This window comes from Pseudooceanicola pacificus (genome assembly GCF_009789075.1).
Classification (GTDB): domain Bacteria; phylum Pseudomonadota; class Alphaproteobacteria; order Rhodobacterales; family Rhodobacteraceae; genus Pseudooceanicola; species Pseudooceanicola pacificus.
In genome coordinates, this window is sequence record NZ_WNXQ01000001.1 from 338458 (window position 1) to 356088 (window position 17631).

Annotated in this window: 15 protein-coding genes and 1 pseudogene; 6 read left to right on the forward strand and 10 right to left on the reverse strand. The window is 66.4% G+C overall.

All coding sequences use genetic code 11. The features are described from left to right. Positions 1–23: 23 nt before the first annotated feature. Entirely contained in the window at positions 24–947 is a 924-nt protein-coding gene (locus GLS40_RS01585) for a DMT family transporter (protein ID WP_160380844.1), read from the forward strand. A gap of 153 nt (positions 948–1100) precedes the next feature. Here the strand turns inward: GLS40_RS01585 and GLS40_RS01590 are convergent, their stop codons facing one another. Next, positions 1101–1814 (reverse strand): response regulator, encoded by a 714-nt coding sequence (locus GLS40_RS01590; protein ID WP_160380845.1) that lies wholly within the window; start codon positions 1812–1814, stop codon positions 1101–1103. After that, positions 1811–2308 carry a MarR family winged helix-turn-helix transcriptional regulator gene (locus GLS40_RS01595; protein ID WP_160380846.1) on the reverse strand — a complete coding sequence of 166 codons (498 nt, stop codon included), beginning with the start codon at positions 2306–2308 and terminating at the stop codon, positions 1811–1813. Before GLS40_RS01595 ends, GLS40_RS01590 begins: the two co-directional genes overlap by 4 nt. Before the next feature lie 185 nt (positions 2309–2493). Here GLS40_RS01595 and GLS40_RS01600 point away from each other — a divergent pair, with 185 nt between their 5' ends. Further along, the gene (locus GLS40_RS01600; protein ID WP_160380847.1) at positions 2494–3363 is read left to right on the forward strand and encodes a branched-chain amino acid aminotransferase; all 870 of its coding nucleotides are present in this window, start codon (positions 2494–2496) and stop codon (positions 3361–3363) included. 177 nt (positions 3364–3540) lie between these two features. Further along, a complete protein-coding gene (locus GLS40_RS01605) occupies positions 3541–4314 on the forward strand; it encodes a 23S rRNA (adenine(2030)-N(6))-methyltransferase RlmJ (RefSeq protein WP_160380848.1) in 774 nt (257 codons plus the stop codon). Between the two features lie 244 nt (positions 4315–4558). Here GLS40_RS01605 and GLS40_RS01610 read toward each other — a convergent pair. The 8 genes and pseudogenes from GLS40_RS01610 to eutB form a co-directional block, all read right to left on the reverse strand. Continuing rightward, positions 4559–5410 (reverse strand): annotated as a pseudogene (locus GLS40_RS01610) (ABC transporter permease); the annotation flags it as partial. A 5-nt stretch (positions 5411–5415) separates the two neighbouring features. Next, on the reverse strand, positions 5416–6981 hold the full coding sequence (locus tag GLS40_RS17785) for an ABC transporter permease (protein WP_235905750.1): 1566 nt from the start codon (positions 6979–6981) through the stop codon (positions 5416–5418). Positions 6982–7261: 280 nt separating this feature from the next. Further along, complete coding sequence (locus tag GLS40_RS01615) at positions 7262–8374, reverse strand: extracellular solute-binding protein (protein ID WP_160380849.1); 1113 nt, start codon at positions 8372–8374, stop codon at positions 7262–7264. A 65-nt stretch (positions 8375–8439) separates the two neighbouring features. Further along, positions 8440–9546 carry an extracellular solute-binding protein gene (locus tag GLS40_RS01620; protein ID WP_160380850.1) on the reverse strand — a complete coding sequence of 369 codons (1107 nt, stop codon included), beginning with the start codon at positions 9544–9546 and terminating at the stop codon, positions 8440–8442. A 138-nt stretch (positions 9547–9684) separates the two neighbouring features. Further along, entirely contained in the window at positions 9685–10785 is a 1101-nt protein-coding gene (locus GLS40_RS01625) for an ABC transporter ATP-binding protein (RefSeq protein WP_160380851.1), read from the reverse strand. 224 nt (positions 10786–11009) lie between these two features. Continuing rightward, positions 11010–12380, reverse strand: coding sequence for an aspartate aminotransferase family protein (locus GLS40_RS01630; RefSeq protein ID WP_160380852.1), 1371 nt, complete (start codon positions 12378–12380; stop codon positions 11010–11012). A gap of 42 nt (positions 12381–12422) precedes the next feature. Beyond that, the gene (locus tag GLS40_RS01635) at positions 12423–13412 is read right to left on the reverse strand and encodes a cyclodeaminase (protein WP_160380853.1); all 990 of its coding nucleotides are present in this window, start codon (positions 13410–13412) and stop codon (positions 12423–12425) included. Continuing rightward, positions 13402–14394, reverse strand: a complete 993-nt coding sequence (eutB, locus tag GLS40_RS01640; protein WP_160380854.1) for a hydroxyectoine utilization dehydratase EutB — start codon at positions 14392–14394, stop codon at positions 13402–13404. The genes GLS40_RS01635 and eutB overlap by 11 nt, the downstream gene beginning before the upstream one ends. A 180-nt stretch (positions 14395–14574) precedes the next feature. Here eutB and GLS40_RS01645 point away from each other — a divergent pair, with 180 nt between their 5' ends. From GLS40_RS01645 to GLS40_RS01655, 3 genes are read left to right on the forward strand one after another with little or no spacing between them, the layout of a single operon-like run. Further along, positions 14575–15759 (forward strand): M24 family metallopeptidase, encoded by a 1185-nt coding sequence (locus GLS40_RS01645; protein WP_160380855.1) that lies wholly within the window; start codon positions 14575–14577, stop codon positions 15757–15759. Next, positions 15756–16928, forward strand: a complete 1173-nt coding sequence (gene argE / locus GLS40_RS01650; RefSeq protein WP_160380856.1) for an acetylornithine deacetylase — start codon at positions 15756–15758, stop codon at positions 16926–16928. Before GLS40_RS01645 ends, argE begins: the two co-directional genes overlap by 4 nt. Next, on the forward strand, positions 16915–17565 hold the full coding sequence (locus tag GLS40_RS01655; RefSeq protein ID WP_160380857.1) for a GntR family transcriptional regulator: 651 nt from the start codon (positions 16915–16917) through the stop codon (positions 17563–17565). Before argE ends, GLS40_RS01655 begins: the two co-directional genes overlap by 14 nt. Positions 17566–17631 lie beyond the last annotated feature (66 nt).

Below are 17631 nucleotides of genomic sequence, written 5' to 3' on the forward strand. Positions count from 1 at the left end.
GAACCCTCCGGAAGGTCGACTGAATGGCACCCCTGCGCGGTATTATCCTGAAACTCTGCGCCGTGATGTGCTTCATCGTCATGTTCGCGCTGATCAAGCTGTCCGCCGATCACGTGCCGCCGGGGGAATCCGTCTTCTTCCGCTCGTTCTTTGCCCTGCCGGTCATCGTGGGATGGCTGGCGATGAAGGGCGACCTGTCCGTCGGGCTCAAGGTGAAATCGCCCACGGCGCATGTGCTGCGCGGCTGCCTCGGGACGGTGGCGATGGGGACCAACTTTGCCGCCGTCGCCCTGCTGCCTCTGCCCGAGGTCACGGCGCTTGGCTATGCCATGCCGCTGCTGGTTGTCGTCTTTGCCGCGATGTTCCTGCACGAACGCGTCGGCCCCTACCGCTTTGGCGCGGTCGCGCTTGGGCTTGTCGGCGTGCTGGTGGTGATGGAGCCGAACATCACCATCCAGTCCGGCAACACGATCAAGAGCACGCAGGCCTTCGGCGTGATGCTGGTGCTCTTCGGCGCGGTCTGCGGGGCGCTGGCGCAGATCCATATCCGCAACATGGTGCAGGTCGAACAGACTTCGGCCATCGTGTTCTGGTTCTCGATGACCTCCAGCGTGCTGGCGCTGCTGACGGTCCCGTTCGGCTGGGTCGTGCCGCATGGCTGGGAATGGGTCTGGCTGATTTCCTCGGGCCTGATCGGCGGCATCGGGCAGATCTGCCTGACCTCGGCCTATCGCTTCGCCGATGCCTCGCTGGTGGCGCCGTTCGATTACGCCTCGATGATCTTTGCCGTGCTGATCGGCTATTTCCTCTTTGCCGAGGTGCCGACGATCCAGACCCTCGTTGGCGCGCTACTGGTCATCTCGGCGGGGGTGATCATCATCCTGCGCGAGCGGCACCTGGGCCTGCAGCGGGGCCGGGCCCGGCAGGCCAAGACGCCTCTGGGCTAGACCGGCAGCGGGCTGCAGGGGGCCGGGCACTTCGCCGGGCGCCCCCTAAGGCGGCCTGGGCATCCCTTGGCGCACCGGACCGACAGGTCGGAGGGCAACAGGTCCCCAGACATGCGCAGGCAGGCAGGTCACGCGGTGCCGCGCAATTCGCGGTCAGTCGGGCGCCAGCATGTAGCCCGCGCCGCGCACTGTCTGCAGATAGCGCGGCTGCTTCGGATCGGTTTCGATCTTGCGCCGCAGCCGGGTGATCTGCACGTCGACCGCGCGCTCCTGCGCCAGCCCGCCGTCCCGCCCGGTGGTGCGGCCCAGATCCTCGACCAGCTGGGTGCGCGACAGGGGCTCGCCCGGATTGGCGGCAAAGATGCGCATCAGCTGCACCTCGGTCGCCGTCAGGCGCACCTGCGCCTGCCCGCGCCACATCTCGCTGCGGTCGATGTCGTAGCTGACATCGCCCAGGTGCAGCACGCGGGGGGCCTCGTCCGGCTGGGCGGGTTCGGGCATCCGACGCAGGATGGCATTGATCCGCAGCAGCAGTTCGCGCGGTTCGAACGGCTTGGAAAGGTAGTCGTCGGCCCCCGCCTCCAGCCCCTCGATCCGCTCGCTCGTCTCGCCCTTGGCGGTCAGCAGCATCACCGGGGTCTGCAGCGTCTGGCGCACGTGGCGCGTCAGGCTCACGCCGTCCTCGCCGGGCATCATCACGTCCAGCACGATCAGGTCGAATTCCAGCCCGGCCAGCAGGCGGCGGGCATGGGCCGCGTCGCGCGCGGTCGAGACAAGGAAACCGCTGCGCACCAGGAACTTGGCCAGCAGGGCACGAATGCGTTCGTCGTCATCGACGATCAGCAGGTGGGGCGACGGCTCGCTCATCCCTGGCCCTCGCGCAGAGAGGCATAGGTCGCGCGCACCTGCGGCTCGATCATCGCCTCAAGCACCTGGCGGAACCCGGCCACGGCATCCGGACCGGCCTGGCGATAGGCCGAGCGCATCTGGCGGCGCTGCGCATCGGACAGGCGGGCCTCCAGCTCGCGGCCCTTCTCGGTCAGGAACAGGTGGCGTTCGCGCTTGTCGCTGGTGCCGACTCGGCTGTCCACCAGACCGTCCTCGATCAGGGTGCGCAGCACGCGGTTCAGCGACTGTTTGGTGACGCCCAATATTTCAAGCAGCCGTTTCACGTTCATACCCGGCACCCGCGCGATGAAGTGCAGCGCCCGGTGATGGGCGCGGCCGTAATCCATGCCCTCCAGTATCTGGTCGGGCGCCGAAGTGAAGCCACGGTAAGCAAAAAACATGGCTTCGATGCCCTGTCGCAACTGCTCGTCCGTGAGAAAGAGAAGGGTATCGCCGCTGCTGGCCTCGTTCATGGTAACCTGCCCTCTCGTTCACAATTTGCCCATTCAAGCGGCATGTTAAGTCAGCCTTGTTGACATTCCAAGACCCATTTGTTAGCGATTCCCGGCAACTCGCGAAATTAAATGTCCGGCATGAGACTAATTCGCGCAACAAATGAAAATTCGCGGGCCCGACCGCGCAGTGAAGGAAGAAACCGATGACCGGTGCCTATGACGATCGCGACGGCAAGATCTGGATGGACGGCAAGCTGGTGGACTGGCGCGATGCCAATGTGCACCTGCTGACCCATGCCCTGCACTATGCCTCGTCGGTATTCGAGGGCGAGCGGTGCTACAACGGCAAGATTTTCAAGGGAGTCCAGCATTCCGAACGGCTGCGCAATTCGGCCAGCCTGCTGGATTTCGAAATCCCCTACACGGTCGAAGAGATCGAGGCCGCCAAATATGCCATGCTCGAGGCCAACGGCTGGACCGACGCCTATGTGCGTGCCGTCGCCTGGCGCGGCGCGGGCGAGGACATGGGCGTCTCGGCCGCCCGCAACCCGGTGCGCCTGGCCATCGCAGGCTGGGAATGGGGCAACTACTACGGCGACGCCAAGTTCAAGGGCGCCAAGCTGGACATTTCCAAGTGGAAACGCCCCTCGCCCGAAACCATCCCGGTGCATGCCAAGGCCGCCGGTCTCTACATGATCTGCACCATGTCCAAGCACGCGGCCGAGGCCAAGGGCTGTTCGGACGCGTTGTTCATGGATTACCGCGGCTATGTGGCCGAGGCGACCGGCGCCAACATCTTCTTCGTCAAGGACGGCGAGGTGCACACGCCCAAGGCCGACTGCTTCCTCAACGGCCTGACCCGGCAGACGGTCATCGGCATGCTGGAGGAAAAGCAGATCAAGGTCACCGAGCGCCACATCATGCCGGAAGAGCTGGAAAGCTTCGAACAGTGCTGGCTGACCGGAACGGCGGCCGAGGTCACCCCCGTGGGCGAGATCGGCACCTACAATTTCGAAGTCGGCGCCCTGACGCGCGACATCGCGGAAAGCTACGAGAAGCTGGTGCGCGCCTGATCGCATCATGGCCCGCCCTTGCCGGGGCGGGCCGGTTGCCGCCGCAGTGGGGTGGCGGTGAGCGTGCTTACGTTGCCGCAGACCGCGCCGCCCCCCTGCCCGGCATGTCGCGCGCCGGGATCGCCCCGCCCGCCTGACAGGCTGTCGCGCCCCGCGCGGGGGTGCTAGAGAAACGCCATGCTCTCTTACCAGCACGCCTATCACGCCGGGAACCTGGCCGATGTCCACAAGCACGCGCTGCTGGCGCTGGCGCTGGACTACATGGCGCAGAAGCCGAAACCGCTCAGCTATCTCGAAACCCATGCCGGCCGCGCGCTCTATGACCTTGCGGCTCCCGAGGCACTGAAGACGGGCGAGGCGGCGCAGGGAATCGAGCGGGTGTCCGGCTGGTTCCCTGCCGATCACCCCTATGCCCGCGCCCTGGCCGCCGCCCGTGCGCAGGCGGGCCCCCGCGCCTATCCCGGGTCGCCCTTCATCGCCCGCCACCTGCTGCGCGAGAGCGACCGCATCACCCTGGCCGAACTGCACCCGCAGGAGGTCGCCGCCCTGCGCGCCGCCCTGCCCGGCGCCGATGTGCGCAAGGCCGACGGGCCGGCGCTGGCCCTCTCGCTTGCCCCGCCCGAGCCGCGGCGCGGCCTTGTCCTGATCGACCCGTCCTGGGAGGTGAAGACCGACTGGTCCGAGATGCCCAGGCTGGTGTCCCGCCTGCACCGGAAATGGCCGGTCGGGGTGATCATGCTGTGGTACCCGATGCTGACCTCGGGCGCGCATGAGCCGATGCGGCAGGCGCTGGACGCGCTGGATATCCCGGATGCACTGGTCAGCGAGGTGCGCTTTCCCTCGGCCCGGCCCGGTCACGGGATGACTGGCAGCGGGCTCTTTGTGGCGAACCCACCCTGGGGGCTGGCCGAGGCAGGCAGCCAGATCGGCGAGCGGTTCGGCCGGCTTTAGGTGGTTGCGCCGGCTGCGCCGTCGCGCGGGAGGGGGCTCTGCCCCCGCCGCACCTGCGGTGCGACTCCCCCGGAGTATTTTGGACGAGATGAAGCGGGGGACCGGTCCCCTGCTTCCTCTTGCGTCAAATATGCCCGCCGGAGGCGGACCTGCGCCAGCGGCGACGCAATCGCGCCGCCCGGCACTGCGGTGTCGGTGAAGGTGCCTGCCCCTCTCCGCCCGTGAGGAAGAGAGGGGGCGCGGATCAGCCCGGGGACATGCCCCGCAGCCGTTCGGACCGGCGGCGCAGCAGTTCGACCACGGTCAGCAGGACGATCGAGATCGCCACCAGCATCGTCGCCACCGCGAGGATTGTCGGCGATATCTGTTCGCGCAGGCCGATGAACATCTGCCAGGGCAGCGTCTTCTGGCCGGCGGAGCCGACGAAGAGCACCACCACCACCTCGTCGAAGGAGGTGATGAAGGCGAAGAGCCCGCCCGAGATCACCCCCGGCAGGATCAGCGGCATCTGCACCCGGAAGAAGGTTGTCACCGGATCCGCGCCCATGTTGGCCGCCGCGCGGGTCAGCGAGCGGTCGAAGCCGACCAGCGTTGCCGTCACGGTGATGATCACAAAGGGAATGCCAAGCGCCGCATGTGCCAGCACGACGCCCAGATAGGTGCCCTGCAGACCGATGCGCGAGTAGAAGAAATACATCCCCGCGGCCGAGATGATCAGCGGCACGATCATCGGCGAGATCAGGATCGCCATGATCGCCCGGCGGAACGGCACATGTTCCGACGACAGCCCGATGGCCGCCAGCGTGCCGAAGCCGACCGAAAGCAGCGTCGCCATCGGCGCGATCTTCAGCGAATTCCACATCGCCGCCTGCCAGTCCGAGGTCTGGAAGAAGTCGCGGTAATGCTTCAGCGAGTAGCCTGCCGGGTCGAGCCGCAGCATTTCCGGCGTGAAGGTGAAGAAGTCCTCGGCGTTGAAGCTGAGCGGCATCACCACCACGATGGGGGCGATCAGGAAGAAGAAGATCAGCCCGCAGATCACGCGGAAGGCGTAGTACCAGATGCGCTGGCCGGTCGTGGCGTACGGAGGAAGTCCCATGTGCGTTACCCCAGCTTCACGTTGTCGATGCCCACGATCCGGTCATAGGCGTAGTAGAGGATCAGAACCGCCGCCAGCAGGATCGAGCCGAGCGCGGCCGCGAGGCCCCAGTTCAGCGATGACGAGATGTGATAGGCGATCCGGTTCGAGATGAACGTCCCCGTCGTGCCCCCCACGATCTCGGGCGTGATGTAATAGCCGATGGCCAGGATGAAGACGAGGATCGAGCCCGCGCCGATGCCCGGCACCGACTGCGGGAAGTAGACCCGCCAGAAGGCCACCCAGTTCGTCGCCCCGAGGGATTTCGCCGCGCGCAGGTAGGTCGGCGGGATCGTCTGCATCACGGAATAGAGCGGCAGGATCATGAACGGCAGCAGGATATGCGTCATCGCGACGATGGTGCCGAACTGGTTGTTGATCATGATCAGCCGTCCGCTGTCGGATATGATCCCCAGCCAGACGAGCACGTCGTTGATCACCCCCTGCTGCTGCAGCATCACCTTCCAGGCGGAGGTGCGCACCAGCAGCGAGGTCCAGAACGGCAGCAGCACCAGGATCATCAGGATATTGGCCGTGCGCATCGGCAGGTTCGCCAGCAGCCAGGCCACCGGGTAGCCCAGCATGATGCAGCTCAGCGTGATGGTGATCGACATGAAGATCGTGCGCTTGAACAGGATGCCGTAGATCTGTTCGTTCTCGGGCCGGGCCGAGACGCCATCGGCCGTCAGCTGCGCATCCACCGCGTTCAGGAAATAGCCGGGCGTATAGGCCGGCGAATAGGTCTTGATCGTCGCCCAGACCTCGTGATTGCCCCAGTCCTTGTCGGCGTCGATGAACTGCTGCTCGATGGAGACGGGGGTGAAGGTCTTGACGGCACCGGCGGCCTGCTCCAGCCGTGGCGACAGGCCCGAGACATCGGCGCCGGCCATCAGCTCGGAATAGAGCGAGGTGAAGAGGAAGGGCTCGACATCCTCTTTCGCCGGGTCCTCGTTCTTGGTCTGCAGGAAATCCGTCCACCGCTGCCAGAGATGCGCCGTCTGCGGCAGGGCCTTGGCGATATCCTCGTTGGCGAACATCGCGGCCCAGGTGGCCGGGTCCTTCCAGCTCGGGTCCAGGGCGGCAAAATCGTCGACATATTTGTCGGTGTCGAACCGGTCGACCGCGCGGCCCGTCTTGCGGAACAGCGACGAGATGCCGGTGAGTTCATAGTTCAGCCGGGTGCCGAGGCGGGTGTGCAGTTTCTGCTCGGCGGCCAGGAACATGTCGTAATAGGCGGCTTCGAAGACCTTCTCGTCCGGCAGTTCGGTGGTTTCCTCGTCCCAGCTCTTCAGCGCCTCGACGGTCATCGGCAGCGTCTCCTGCACGATCTCGTTGCGGACGGACCGGAAGAGCATGTCGGCAATCGGCGCGATGAAGGTGATCAGAACAAAGATCAGAAGCGGCGCGATCAGCATCAGCGCCCGCAGTTTCTGCCGCCGCAGCGCGCGGTTCAGGCTGCGCTTGAGCGGCGTGCCGTCGGCAGCCAGCATCGGGCCGGGTTTCGCGCCGTTGCCTGACGTCTGAGCGTCCATGCTGCCGGGATCGGTGGAACTGGTGGTCATGTCAGGCCCCTTCCGCGGGAAATTCGGTGCTGGAGACGGCGTGCCTTTGGCCCTGGCCCGGCCCTGCGCCGATTGCGGGCGCAAACGCCCTGCGATGGCCGAAAAGAGTGCCCTGTGGCATGTGTCGCGTCCCTGTTGTGCCGGGCGGTTCATGCCGCCCCGTCGTTGGGTGCCGGTTCCCCGGCCGGGTGTTGCGGGGCGGCGGACCGCCCCGCGGATGCGGCGGGATCACCCCGCCGCGCTCAGTGCATTACTGCGCGAGCCACGCCTGGAACTTGGCGTCGATGTCGTCGCGGTAATCGGCCCAGAACTCGTAGTTGTAGATGAACGTGTTCTTGGCGTTGGCCGGATCGGTCGGCATATGCGGACCCATCTCGATGCCCAGTTCGGCATGCTTGCCGACCAGCGGGGCCGACGATTTGCGCGCCGGGCCGTACGAGATGTACTTGGCCTGATCTGCCAGACGCTGGGTGTCGGTGGCGAACTTCACGAAGTCCAGCACGCGGGCCAGGCGATCCTCGGGCAGGCCGGTCGGAATGATCCAGCCGTCAAGGTCGAACACCTGCGCGTCCCACAGCATGGCGACGGGCTGGTCCTGCTCTTCGATGACCGAGAACAGGCGACCGTTGTAGGTGGAGCCCATCACGACCTCGCCGTCAGCCAGAAGCTGGGGCGTGTCGGCACCGGAGGACCACCAGATCACGTCATCCTTGATCGTGGCGAGCTTGTCGAGCGCGCGCTGCTGGCCTTCCTCGGTTTCGAGAACGTCATAGATCTCGGCCTTGGGAACACCGTCGCAGAGCAGAGCCCATTCCATGTTGTTGATCGGACGCTTTTCCAGCGAACGCTTGCCGGGATAGGTCTCGGTATCGAAGATCGCGCAGATGTCGGTCGGCGGGGTGTCTCCCACCATGTCGGTGCGATAGCCCACGGTCGTCGAATAGACGATCTGCGGGATGTAGCAGTCCGACACCAGCATTTCGCCGAAATCGTCAGTCGGGGTCGAACCGTCATCGCCGGGTGCCAGCACCTCGTCGAAGTCGACCTCCATGGCCAGGCCCTCGTCACACAGGCGGATGGCATCGGATGCCACCACGTCGACCAGGTCCCAGGTGATGTTGCCGGCCTCGTTCATGGCGCGCAGTTTTGCGACCGCCTCGGCCGAGCTTTCGTCCCAGGTCACCGACACATCGGGGTGTTCGGCGAGATAGGGTTCGACATAGGCCTTTTGCTGGCTGTTCTGGTAAGCCCCGCCCCAGGAAACGAGAGTCATCTCGTTCGCCATGTCGGAGTGGCTTGCAGCATAGGCCGTCCCTGCGATCGCGACCGCGGTCGCGGCAAGTAGGGCTTTTGTCAGTTTCATCGTGGTCTCCCTTTAGTTGGGGCGGGGGTTGGCCCCCGCCCTTCCGCCAGGGCGGCCTGCCAGGATTACCTGGCCAGCCACGCCTGGAATTTCGCGTCGATATCGTCGCGGTAGTCGGCCCAGAAATCATACTGGGTTACGAACACGTTCTTTGCGTTTGCCGGATCGGTCGGCATGTGCGGCGCCATGTCGATGCCAAGGTCGGCATGCTGCCCGACCAGCGGCGCCGAAGAGGCGCGTGCGGGGCCGTAGCTGATCCACTTCGCCTGATCGGCGAGGCGCTGGCTGTCGGTGGCGAACTTGAGGAAGTCCATCACCCGGGCCAGGCGCGGTGCGTCAAGCCCCGCGGGAACGATCCAGCCGTCGAAGTCCAGCATCTCGGCATCCCAGAGCATGCCGATCGGCTGGTTCTGTTCGGCAATCGCCGAGAACAGGCGCCCGTTGTAGGTCGAGCCCATGACAACTTCGCCATCGGCCAGCAGCTGCGGCGTGTCGGCGCCCGCGGTCCACCAGATCACCTGGTCCTTGATCGTGCCCAGCTTCGCCAGCGCGCGTTCCTGGCCCTCTTCGGTGGCCAGAACGTCGTAGATTTCGTCCTTGGGCACACCGTCACAGAGCAGCGCCCATTCGACGTTGGCCAGCGGGCGCTTGTTCAGCGAACGCTTGCCGGGATAGGTGTCGAGATCGAAGATCGCGCAGATATCCTTGGGCGGCGTGTCGCCCACCATGTCGGTGCGATAGCCCACGGTCGTCGAAAAGACGATCTGCGGGATGAAGCAATCCGACACCAGCGAGTCGCCGAAATCGTCGGTCGGGGTCGAACCGTCGTCGCCGGCGGCCAGTTCGCCGTCAAAGTCGATCTCCATCGCCAGACCTTCGTCACACAGGCGGATCGCGTCGGCCGCTTCGACGTCAACGAGGTCCCATGTGATGTTCTTGGCTTCGTTCATGGCACGAAGCTTGGCCACTGCCTCGGCCGAGCTTTCGTCCCAGATCACATTCACCTCGGGGTGCATGGCCTGGTAGGGCTCGACATAGGCCTTCAACTGCGACTTCTGATATGCGCCACCCCAGCTGACAATTGTCATCTCGTTGGCCATCTCCTGCGCCGAAGCCGCAACGCCTGTCAGGGCGAAGGCGGCAGACGCCAGGAGCGAAGCAGTCGTTTTCATGCGATGTTTTTCCTTCTCGCAAAAGAACCCGTGATGGGATGCCCTCGGCCACTCGTCACGGGCGGGACGGTCGGGGCGTCGGGTGCCGCGCTTGCCCCGGCCCCGAGGGGCCGCGGGGGCGCAGATCTTTCTTATTCGTCAGGCGTCCAGCGCGTGGCAATCGGACGGCAGCCAGCCGATCTCGATCTGGGTGCCGGGTTTGAGGCGCACCTGATCCGGGGCGTTCCGGGTCTTGATCACGAAGTCGCTGTTGCCGGCGACCCTCAGGCGGGTGCGGAAGATGTCGCCCATGTAGATGAACTCCAGCACCTCGGCCTTGATGGTGTGGGCGTCGTCCGACATCCGTTCCTTGTTGTATTCCACCCGCTCGGGGCGGATCGACACGCGGGTGCGCTCGCCGGGCTTGCTGACGTTGACCGGCTTGCACTTGATGATCTCGCCATCATCCAGCCGGACCGTCGCGACATTGCCATCGATGCTCTCGACCACGCCTTCCAGCGTGTTGTTCTCGCCGATGAACTGCGCGACAAAGCTGTTTTCCGGGCTTTCGTACAGCGCGTCAGGCGGGGCCAGCTGCTGGATCTTGCCGTCGTTGAACACCGCGACCCGGTCCGACATGGTCAGTGCCTCGGTCTGGTCGTGGGTCACGTAGACCACGGTGATGCCCAGGTTGTCGGACAGGTGCTTGATCTCGAACTGCATATGCTCGCGCAGCTGCTTGTCGAGCGCGCCAAGCGGTTCGTCCATCAGCACCAGTTCCGGTTCGAACACCAGCGCCCGCGCCAGGGCGATCCGCTGCTGCTGGCCGCCCGAAAGCTGCGCCGGGCGGCGGCCGCCGAACTGGCCCATCTGGACCATGTCCAGCGCGCGCATGACCTTCTTCTCGCGCTCGTCCTTGGCGATCTTCCGCACTTCGAGCGGAAAGGCCAGGTTCTCGGCCACGGTCATGTGCGGGAAAAGCGCGTAGTTCTGGAACACCATGCCGATGCCGCGCTTGTGCGGCGGGATGTTGTTGATCGGCTTGCCATCCAGCTTGATCTCGCCGTGGGTGGCGGTTTCGAAACCGGCCAGCATCATCAGGCAGGTGGTCTTGCCGGAACCCGACGGCCCGAGCATCGTCAGGAACTCGCCCTTGGGCATCGAGAGGTTCAGGTCTTTCACGACTAGCGTTTCGCCGTCGTAGCTTTTTTGCACACGTTCGAATTCGACGAATGCGTCGCTCGCTGGTGTATCAGCCAAAAGTGGCTCCCCGTTTTTGTCTTACCATGCGGAATTTGTCCCGCTTATTTTTACCAACTAAAACGCGTCCATTCCCGCGTTGCAACCGAAAGGCGTCGTTTTTGGGCCATTTGCGACGCCCATGAACAATTCCCTAGGGTTAGGTAGAGCGCCACGGTGAAATGTCCCGCAGTTTCTGCGTTGCGGCGCGCCGGGGGAACCCGACGCGCCCGGATGGAATGGCCTCAGCCGAGCACCGATTCCACCGCCTTTTTTGTCTTGCCGGCGATCTCGTCGGCCTCGGCCTCGGTCAGGCAGAAGGGGGGTGCGAAACCCAGGATATCGCCCTGCGGCATCGCCCGGGCGATCACGCCCTGCTCCAGCAGCGCGGCCGAAACCTTGGCGCCGACGGTCCTGGACGGATCGAAGAAGGCGCCCTTGTCCGGGTCCTCCATGAACTCGATCGCGGCGATCATGCCCTCGCCGCGCACCTCGGCGACCTGGCCATGCGCGCCGACCGCATCGGTCAGCGCCGCATTCAAATAGGCGCCGTTTTTCCCGGCGGCCTCGACCAGGCCCAGATCGTCGATCAGCTTGAGGTTGGCGACACCCGCCGCGGCGCCGATGGGATGGGCGGAATAGGTCCAGCCGTGGCCGATGGCGCCGTTTTCATCGGTGCCCTGTTCCAGAACCTTCCACATCTTGTCGCCCACGATGGAACCGGACAGCGGCGCATAGGCCGAGGTCAGGCCCTTGGCGATGGTGATCAGGTCGGGCTTGATCCCGTAGTGATCGGATCCGAACATCGAGCCGAGACGCCCGAACCCGGTCACCACCTCGTCGGCGATCAGCAGGATGTCGTGCCGGTCCAGCACCTCCTGCACGCGGGGCCAGTAGCCTGCGGGCGGGGGGACGATGCCGCCGGTGCCCATCAGCGGCTCGCCGATGAAGGCGGCGATGGTGTCGGCCCCTTCACGTTCGATCAGCGCCTCAAGCTCGGCGATCAGATGATCGGTGAACTGCGCCTCGGTCATCGCGCGGTCCTTGCGGCGCAGGTAATAGGGCGCGTCGGTGTGGATCACCTGCGCCAGCGGCAGGTCGAACTTCTTGTGGAACAGCTCCAGCCCGGTCAGCGAGCCGGTCATCAGGCCCGACCCGTGATACCCGCGCCAGCGGCTGATGATCTTCTTCTTCTGCGGACGGCCGAGGATGTTGTTGTAATACCAGACCAGCTTGATGTTGGTCTCGTTCGCATCGCTGCCGCCCAGCCCGAAATAGACCTTGGACATATGCGACGGCGCCCGGTCCAGCACCATCTTGGCCAGGGTGATCGAAGCCTCGGTCCCGTGGCCGACATAGGCGTGGTAATAGGCCAGCTCCTTCGCCTGCTCGGCAATCGCCTCGGCGATCTCGGGGCGGCCATAACCCACGTTCACGCAATAGAGCCCGGCAAAGGCGTCCAGCAGACTGGTGCCGTTGCGGTCGGTGATGTGGCAGCCGCGCGCCGTCTGGATGATGCGCGAGGGCGCCTCGCCCCGGGCGAACTGCGCCAGGTGGGTCGAGGGGTGAAAGAAATTCTCGCGGTCCCATTGGTCGAGCTGGTCGTTACGCAGCATGGTCTCTCCTTTTCTCGTGTTGCCGCGCCGTGGCGCGGATGATCAGGCGCGGATCACGGTGCCCGCCGCGCTGCCCGAAAGCAGCGTCGCGACGTGGCTGGCGATGGCCGTGTCCTGCGCGCCGGTGCCGGTGAGATCGCAGATCGTCACCTCGTCTTCGGCCTGCCGTCCGGGGGCCTGGCCGGTCACGACCTGCCCCAGTTCAAGGATCGGGCCCGGCATCAGGCCCGCGGCCCGCGCATGGGCCAATTCGCCCAGAGTCTCGCATTGTGCGGCCCGATCCGCAACATAACGCCCCGCGGCGGCCAGAACGGCGGGGGCAAGCTCGCCCTTTCCGGCCTGGTCGGACCCCATCGCGGTGATGTGCAGGCCGGGGTGCAGCCAGTCCGCCTCGATCAGCGGTTCGCGCGACGGTGTGGTGGTCACGACCAGCTGCGACCGGGCGACCAGCCCGGCCCGGTCGGCGGTGGCTTCGGCCTCGATCCCCAGTGCCGCCGACAGGTCCGCGGCGCAGGCTTCGGCCTTTCCGGCATCCCGCCCCCAGACGAGCACCCGGCGGAAGGGACGCACCAGATGCGCCGCCTGCATCTGCAGCCGCGCCTGCACCCCGGTGCCGATCACCCCCGCCGTGTCCACCTGCGCCGGCGCCATGTGCCGCGCGGCCACGGCCCCGGCGGCGGCGGTGCGCAGGTCGGTCAGATAGCCATTGTCGAGGAACAGCGCCTGCACCAGCCCGGTCCTGGCCGAAAACAGGATCATCAGCCCGTTCAGCGAGGGCAGCCCCAGCCCGGGATTGTCGAAGAACCCCGGCGAAACCTTGATCGCGAAGCCGTCGAAGCCCGGCAGATAGGCCGTCTTCACGTCCACCTCGCCATTCGCCTCGTGCAGCGCCATCGACAGGATCGGCGGCATCACCACCCCCTCGCCCGCCAGCGCGGCAAAGGCGCGTTCGACCACGTCGACCAGCGCGAGGTCCAGCCCCAGCACCGCCCGCAGCTCTGCCTCGGTCACGATGCGCACGTCATGCGGCATAGGGCACCCCCGTCACGGTCACGTCTCCCAGTTGCACGTCCTGCCCGGTCACCACGCGGGTGAACTGCGCCATGTCGACATTGCGCCCGGTCAGGATGGTGCCCACCGGCCCCTCCGCCACGACCTTGCCCGCCATCAGCGCGGCCAGCCCCACGACCGAGCCGCCCTCGGCGACCAGCCCGTCGCGGTGGAACAGGGCCTGCATGGCGGCATAGATTTCGCCCTCGCTTACCAGCACCACGTCGTCCAGCAGGTCGCGACACATGGGAAAGCTCAGCCGGTTGCGCATCCCGATCCCGCCGCCCAGGCTGTCGGCCAGGCTTGGCACCTCCTCCACCGCCACGGGTTGACCCGCGCGAAGGCTGTCGTGCATCGCGGCACCCCGGTCCATCGTCACGCCGATCACCCGGACCGCCGGATCGGCGGCCTTGGCGGCAAGGGCCACGCCCGCGGCCAGCCCGCCGCCCGACAGCGGCACAAGGATCGTCCGCAGGTCGGGCTTCTGCGCCATCATCTCGGCCCCCACGGTCGCCTGCCCGGCGATCACCAGCGGGTCGTCAAAGGGGGAAATCTCGGCCAGCCCCTCTTCGGCCACCAGGCGTTCGACCTCGGCCTGGGCGTCATCCTGGCTGCGCCCGGTGATGCGCACCTCGGCGCCAAGCGCCCGGATGCCGTCGACCTTGGCCTGCGGCACCAGCGCCGACATGCAGATCACCGCCCGCTTGCCCGCCGCCCGCGCCGCCCAGGCGACGCCGCGCCCGTGGTTGCCGGTGGAACAGCAGGTCACCGCGGGGGCATCGGTCGCGGCCACGGCATTCAGCGCCCCGCGCAGCTTGAAGGCGCCGATGGGCTGGCAGATCTCCAGCTTCAGCCACAGGTCGGCACCGGGGAACAGCGACGGCACCAGCGGTGTCGAATCCGCCCGGCCACGCAGGGTGCGCGCCGCCGCCTCGACATCTGCCATGCTGATCGTCCCTGTCATTTCCGCCTCTTGATGCCCGCCAGTTGTGCACAACTCACTCACGATTCCGGCAAGGTCAACCTTCGCACCCATCACAGAGCTTGTATTTCCTGAAAACGACAGGTGCAGTTCGGAAATGGAACGGCAGAGTTGTGCACAACCTGCGAAGGGGGACAAAACGTCAGCCCACGGGAGACCGCCATGATCCGCAAGTCGATTCCCTTTTCGGAGGCCGAGTACCAGCGCCGCCTGGCCAAGACCCGCGACGCGATGGAGGCGAAGGGGATCGAGGTTCTCTGCGTCACCGACCCGTCCAACATGGCCTGGCTGACGGGTTATGACGGCTGGTCCTTCTATGTCCACCAGGGGGTTGTCGTCTTCCTCGACCGCGACCCGTGGTGGTGGGGCCGCTCGCAGGACCGCAACGGCGCCCTGCGCACCATCTGGATGGAGGACAGCTGCGCCTATGGCTATGCCGACCATTTCGTCCAGTCGACGGAGCGCCACCCGATGCAGGAACTGGCCGCGCAGCTGCGCGCCATGGGTGTTGCCACCGCCCGCATCGGGGTCGAGATGGAAAACTACTACTACAGCGCCAAGGCCCATGCGGTGCTGACGCACGAACTGCCCGACGCCCGGTTCATCGACGGAACGGCGGTGGTGAACTGGTGCCGCACGGTGAAATCCGCCGAAGAGCTGACCTTCATGCGCAAGGCGGCGAAGATCTCGGAAAAGATCGTCGACGGCTGGCTGGAGCGGGTCGAACCCGGCGTGCCCAAGAACCACGTGGTGGCCGAGATCATGCGCGACGCGGTGATGGGGGTGGATGACGCCTGGGGGGATTACGCCGCCATCGTGCCGCTGCTGCCCTCGGGCACCGATGCCGCCGCCCCGCATCTGACCTGGGACGGCCGCCCCTTTGCCGAGGGCGAGGCGACCTTCTTCGAGATCGCCGGCTGCTACCGCCGCTATCACATCCCCTTCTGCCGCACCGTCTTTCTGGGAGAGCCGCCCGACCTGTTCAAGATGGCCGAAAGCGCGCTGGTCGAGGGGCTGGAGGCCGGGCTGGAGGCCGCCCGCGCCGGCAACCGCGCCTGCGACGTGGCCGAGGCGCTGGCCGCGCCGCTGGAAATGGCCGGCATCACCCGGGGGGCGCGCTGCGGCTATCCCATCGGCCTCAGCTACCCGCCCGACTGGGGCGAGCGCACGATCTCGCTGCGCGCCGAGGACGAGACGGTGCTGGAACCCGACATGACCTTCCACTTCATGCCCGGCCTCTGGATGGCCAACTGGGGGCTGGAGATCACCGAATCCATCCGCATCACCGAAAACGGACCGGCGGAATGCTTCTGCGACCGGCCGAGAAAGATGTTCGTCAAGAAATGACCTCACTCGACACCACGCGCGACATCCTGGGCGAGCTGATCGCCCACCCCACCGTCTCGGCCGACAGCAATCTCGAGATGATGGCCTGGATGGCGAACTATCTGGAAGACGCGGGCGCGCAGGTCGAGCTGATGCATGACGACACCGGGCTCAAGGCGAACCTCTTTGCCACCGTCGGCCCTGAGCGGCCCGGGGGCATCATGCTCTCGGGCCATTCCGACGTGGTCCCGGTCGAGGATCAGCCCTGGTCCTCCGATCCCTTCGCGATGCGCGAACACGACGGGCTGCTCTACGGGCGCGGGGCCTGCGACATGAAGGGGTTCATCGCCGCCTGCCTCGCCATGGCGCCGGACTGGACGGGGCGCAAGCTGACCCGCCCGATCCACTTCGCCTTCACCCATGACGAAGAGGTCGGCTGCCTCGGCGCGCAATCCCTGGCCGAGGTGCTCAAGGGGCGCGAGGCCCGCCCCTCGGTCGCTGTGGTGGGGGAACCGACCTCGATGCGGATCATCGAGGGGCACAAGGGCTGCTGCGAATATCACGTCACCTTCACCGGGCGCGAGGGCCACGGCTCGCAGCCCGCGCTTGGCGTCAACGCGGTGGAATACGCCACCCGCTACGTCGCCCGGCTGATGGAACTGCGCGAGGCGCTGACCCACCGGGCGCCCCCGGGCGGGCGGTTCGAACCGCCCTGGACCACGATCAACCTCGGCCGGCTCTCGGGTGGCTACGTGCCCAACGTGATCCCCGGCCTGGCCGAGGTGATGTGGGAAATGCGCCCGGTGCAGCAGTCCGACATGGATTTCGTGAAACGCGCCATCGCGGATTATGTCGAGGATATCCTCCTGCCCGAGATGCGCCGCACCTGCCCCGAGGCCGCGATCCACACCACCGTTCTGGGCGAGGTCGCCGGGCTGGAACCGATGGACGACAACGCCGCCCGGCGCATGGTGGCCGAACTCACCGGCGCCAACGGGGCCGACCTCGTCGCCTTCGGGACCGAGGCCGGGCTGTTCCAGCAGATCGGCATGGATGTGGTGATCTGCGGCCCCGGCTCCATCGAACAGGCCCACAAGCCCGACGAATTTGTCTCGCTCACCCAGCTGAACACATGCCTCGCCATGCTGCACGGGCTTGGCGACCGGCTCACGGCCCATGGCCGAGGATAGCCGCGCCCGGCTCGACCGGCTCTACCGCGAGATGCGCCAGCGCATCTGCCTGCTCGATTGGCCCCCGGGCGCGCGCCTGTCGGAAACCGAGCTGGCGGCGGAATTCGGCACCTCCCGCACGCCGATCCGCCGCGCCCTCGCCCGGCTCGAAGACGAGGGCCTGCTGCAATCCCTGCACGGCGTCGGCACGCTGGTCACCGATGTCGACCGCGAAGAGATGGCCCGCACCTATGCCCTGCGGATGGAACTCGCCGAACTGGTCGGCCGCCTCTCGCCCGCGCCGGTCACGCCGGCCATCCTCGCCCGGCTCGACGGGTTCCGCGACCGGGCCGAACGGCTGACCCTGCAGCCGGACGCGCGCCACTTTGCCCAGCTCAACATGGACTTCTTCGACTTCGGCCTCTCGCTGACGGAAAACGCCGCCCTGCGCGAGACCTCGGAACGGCTCTACTATCGCACCGCCCGGATCTGGCTGCAGCAGATCGCGGCGCTCGACCTGGCCGAGGAATGCGACACTTTCCGCGCCGAGGTCGACGAAACCGCCCGCGCCCTGCGCGCCGGCGACCCGATGGCCGCCGCGCTGGTCCGCCGCGCCCATATCTCGATGTCCGCGCGCCGCCTGGCCCCCGGGGACTGATCCGGCTTCATCTCGTCAAAAATACTCTCGGGGGGCACGGGGGGCAGACAGCCCCCCGCCTCTGGC

Bases quoted from the DNA above. Each gene is read 5' to 3' on its own strand.
- GLS40_RS01590 (WP_160380845.1), bottom strand. From the start codon at position 1,814: ATGAGCGAGCCGTCGCCCCACCTGCTGATCGTCGATGACGACGAACGC.
- GLS40_RS17785 (WP_235905750.1), bottom strand. From the start codon at position 6,981: ATGGACGCTCAGACGTCAGGCAACGGCGCGAAACCCGGCCCGATGCTG.
- GLS40_RS01655 (WP_160380857.1), top strand. From the start codon at position 16,915: ATGGCCGAGGATAGCCGCGCCCGGCTCGACCGGCTCTACCGCGAGATG.
- GLS40_RS01645 (WP_160380855.1), top strand. From the start codon at position 14,575: ATGATCCGCAAGTCGATTCCCTTTTCGGAGGCCGAGTACCAGCGCCGC.
- GLS40_RS01620 (WP_160380850.1), bottom strand. From the start codon at position 9,546: ATGAAAACGACTGCTTCGCTCCTGGCGTCTGCCGCCTTCGCCCTGACA.
- GLS40_RS01585 (WP_160380844.1), top strand. From the start codon at position 24: ATGGCACCCCTGCGCGGTATTATCCTGAAACTCTGCGCCGTGATGTGC.
- GLS40_RS01600 (WP_160380847.1), top strand. From the start codon at position 2,494: ATGACCGGTGCCTATGACGATCGCGACGGCAAGATCTGGATGGACGGC.
- GLS40_RS01615 (WP_160380849.1), bottom strand. From the start codon at position 8,374: ATGAAACTGACAAAAGCCCTACTTGCCGCGACCGCGGTCGCGATCGCA.
- GLS40_RS01630 (WP_160380852.1), bottom strand. From the start codon at position 12,380: ATGCTGCGTAACGACCAGCTCGACCAATGGGACCGCGAGAATTTCTTT.
- argE (WP_160380856.1), top strand. From the start codon at position 15,756: ATGACCTCACTCGACACCACGCGCGACATCCTGGGCGAGCTGATCGCC.
- eutB (WP_160380854.1), bottom strand. From the start codon at position 14,394: ATGACAGGGACGATCAGCATGGCAGATGTCGAGGCGGCGGCGCGCACC.
- GLS40_RS01605 (WP_160380848.1), top strand. From the start codon at position 3,541: ATGCTCTCTTACCAGCACGCCTATCACGCCGGGAACCTGGCCGATGTC.
- GLS40_RS01635 (WP_160380853.1), bottom strand. From the start codon at position 13,412: ATGCCGCATGACGTGCGCATCGTGACCGAGGCAGAGCTGCGGGCGGTG.
- GLS40_RS01595 (WP_160380846.1), bottom strand. From the start codon at position 2,308: ATGAACGAGGCCAGCAGCGGCGATACCCTTCTCTTTCTCACGGACGAG.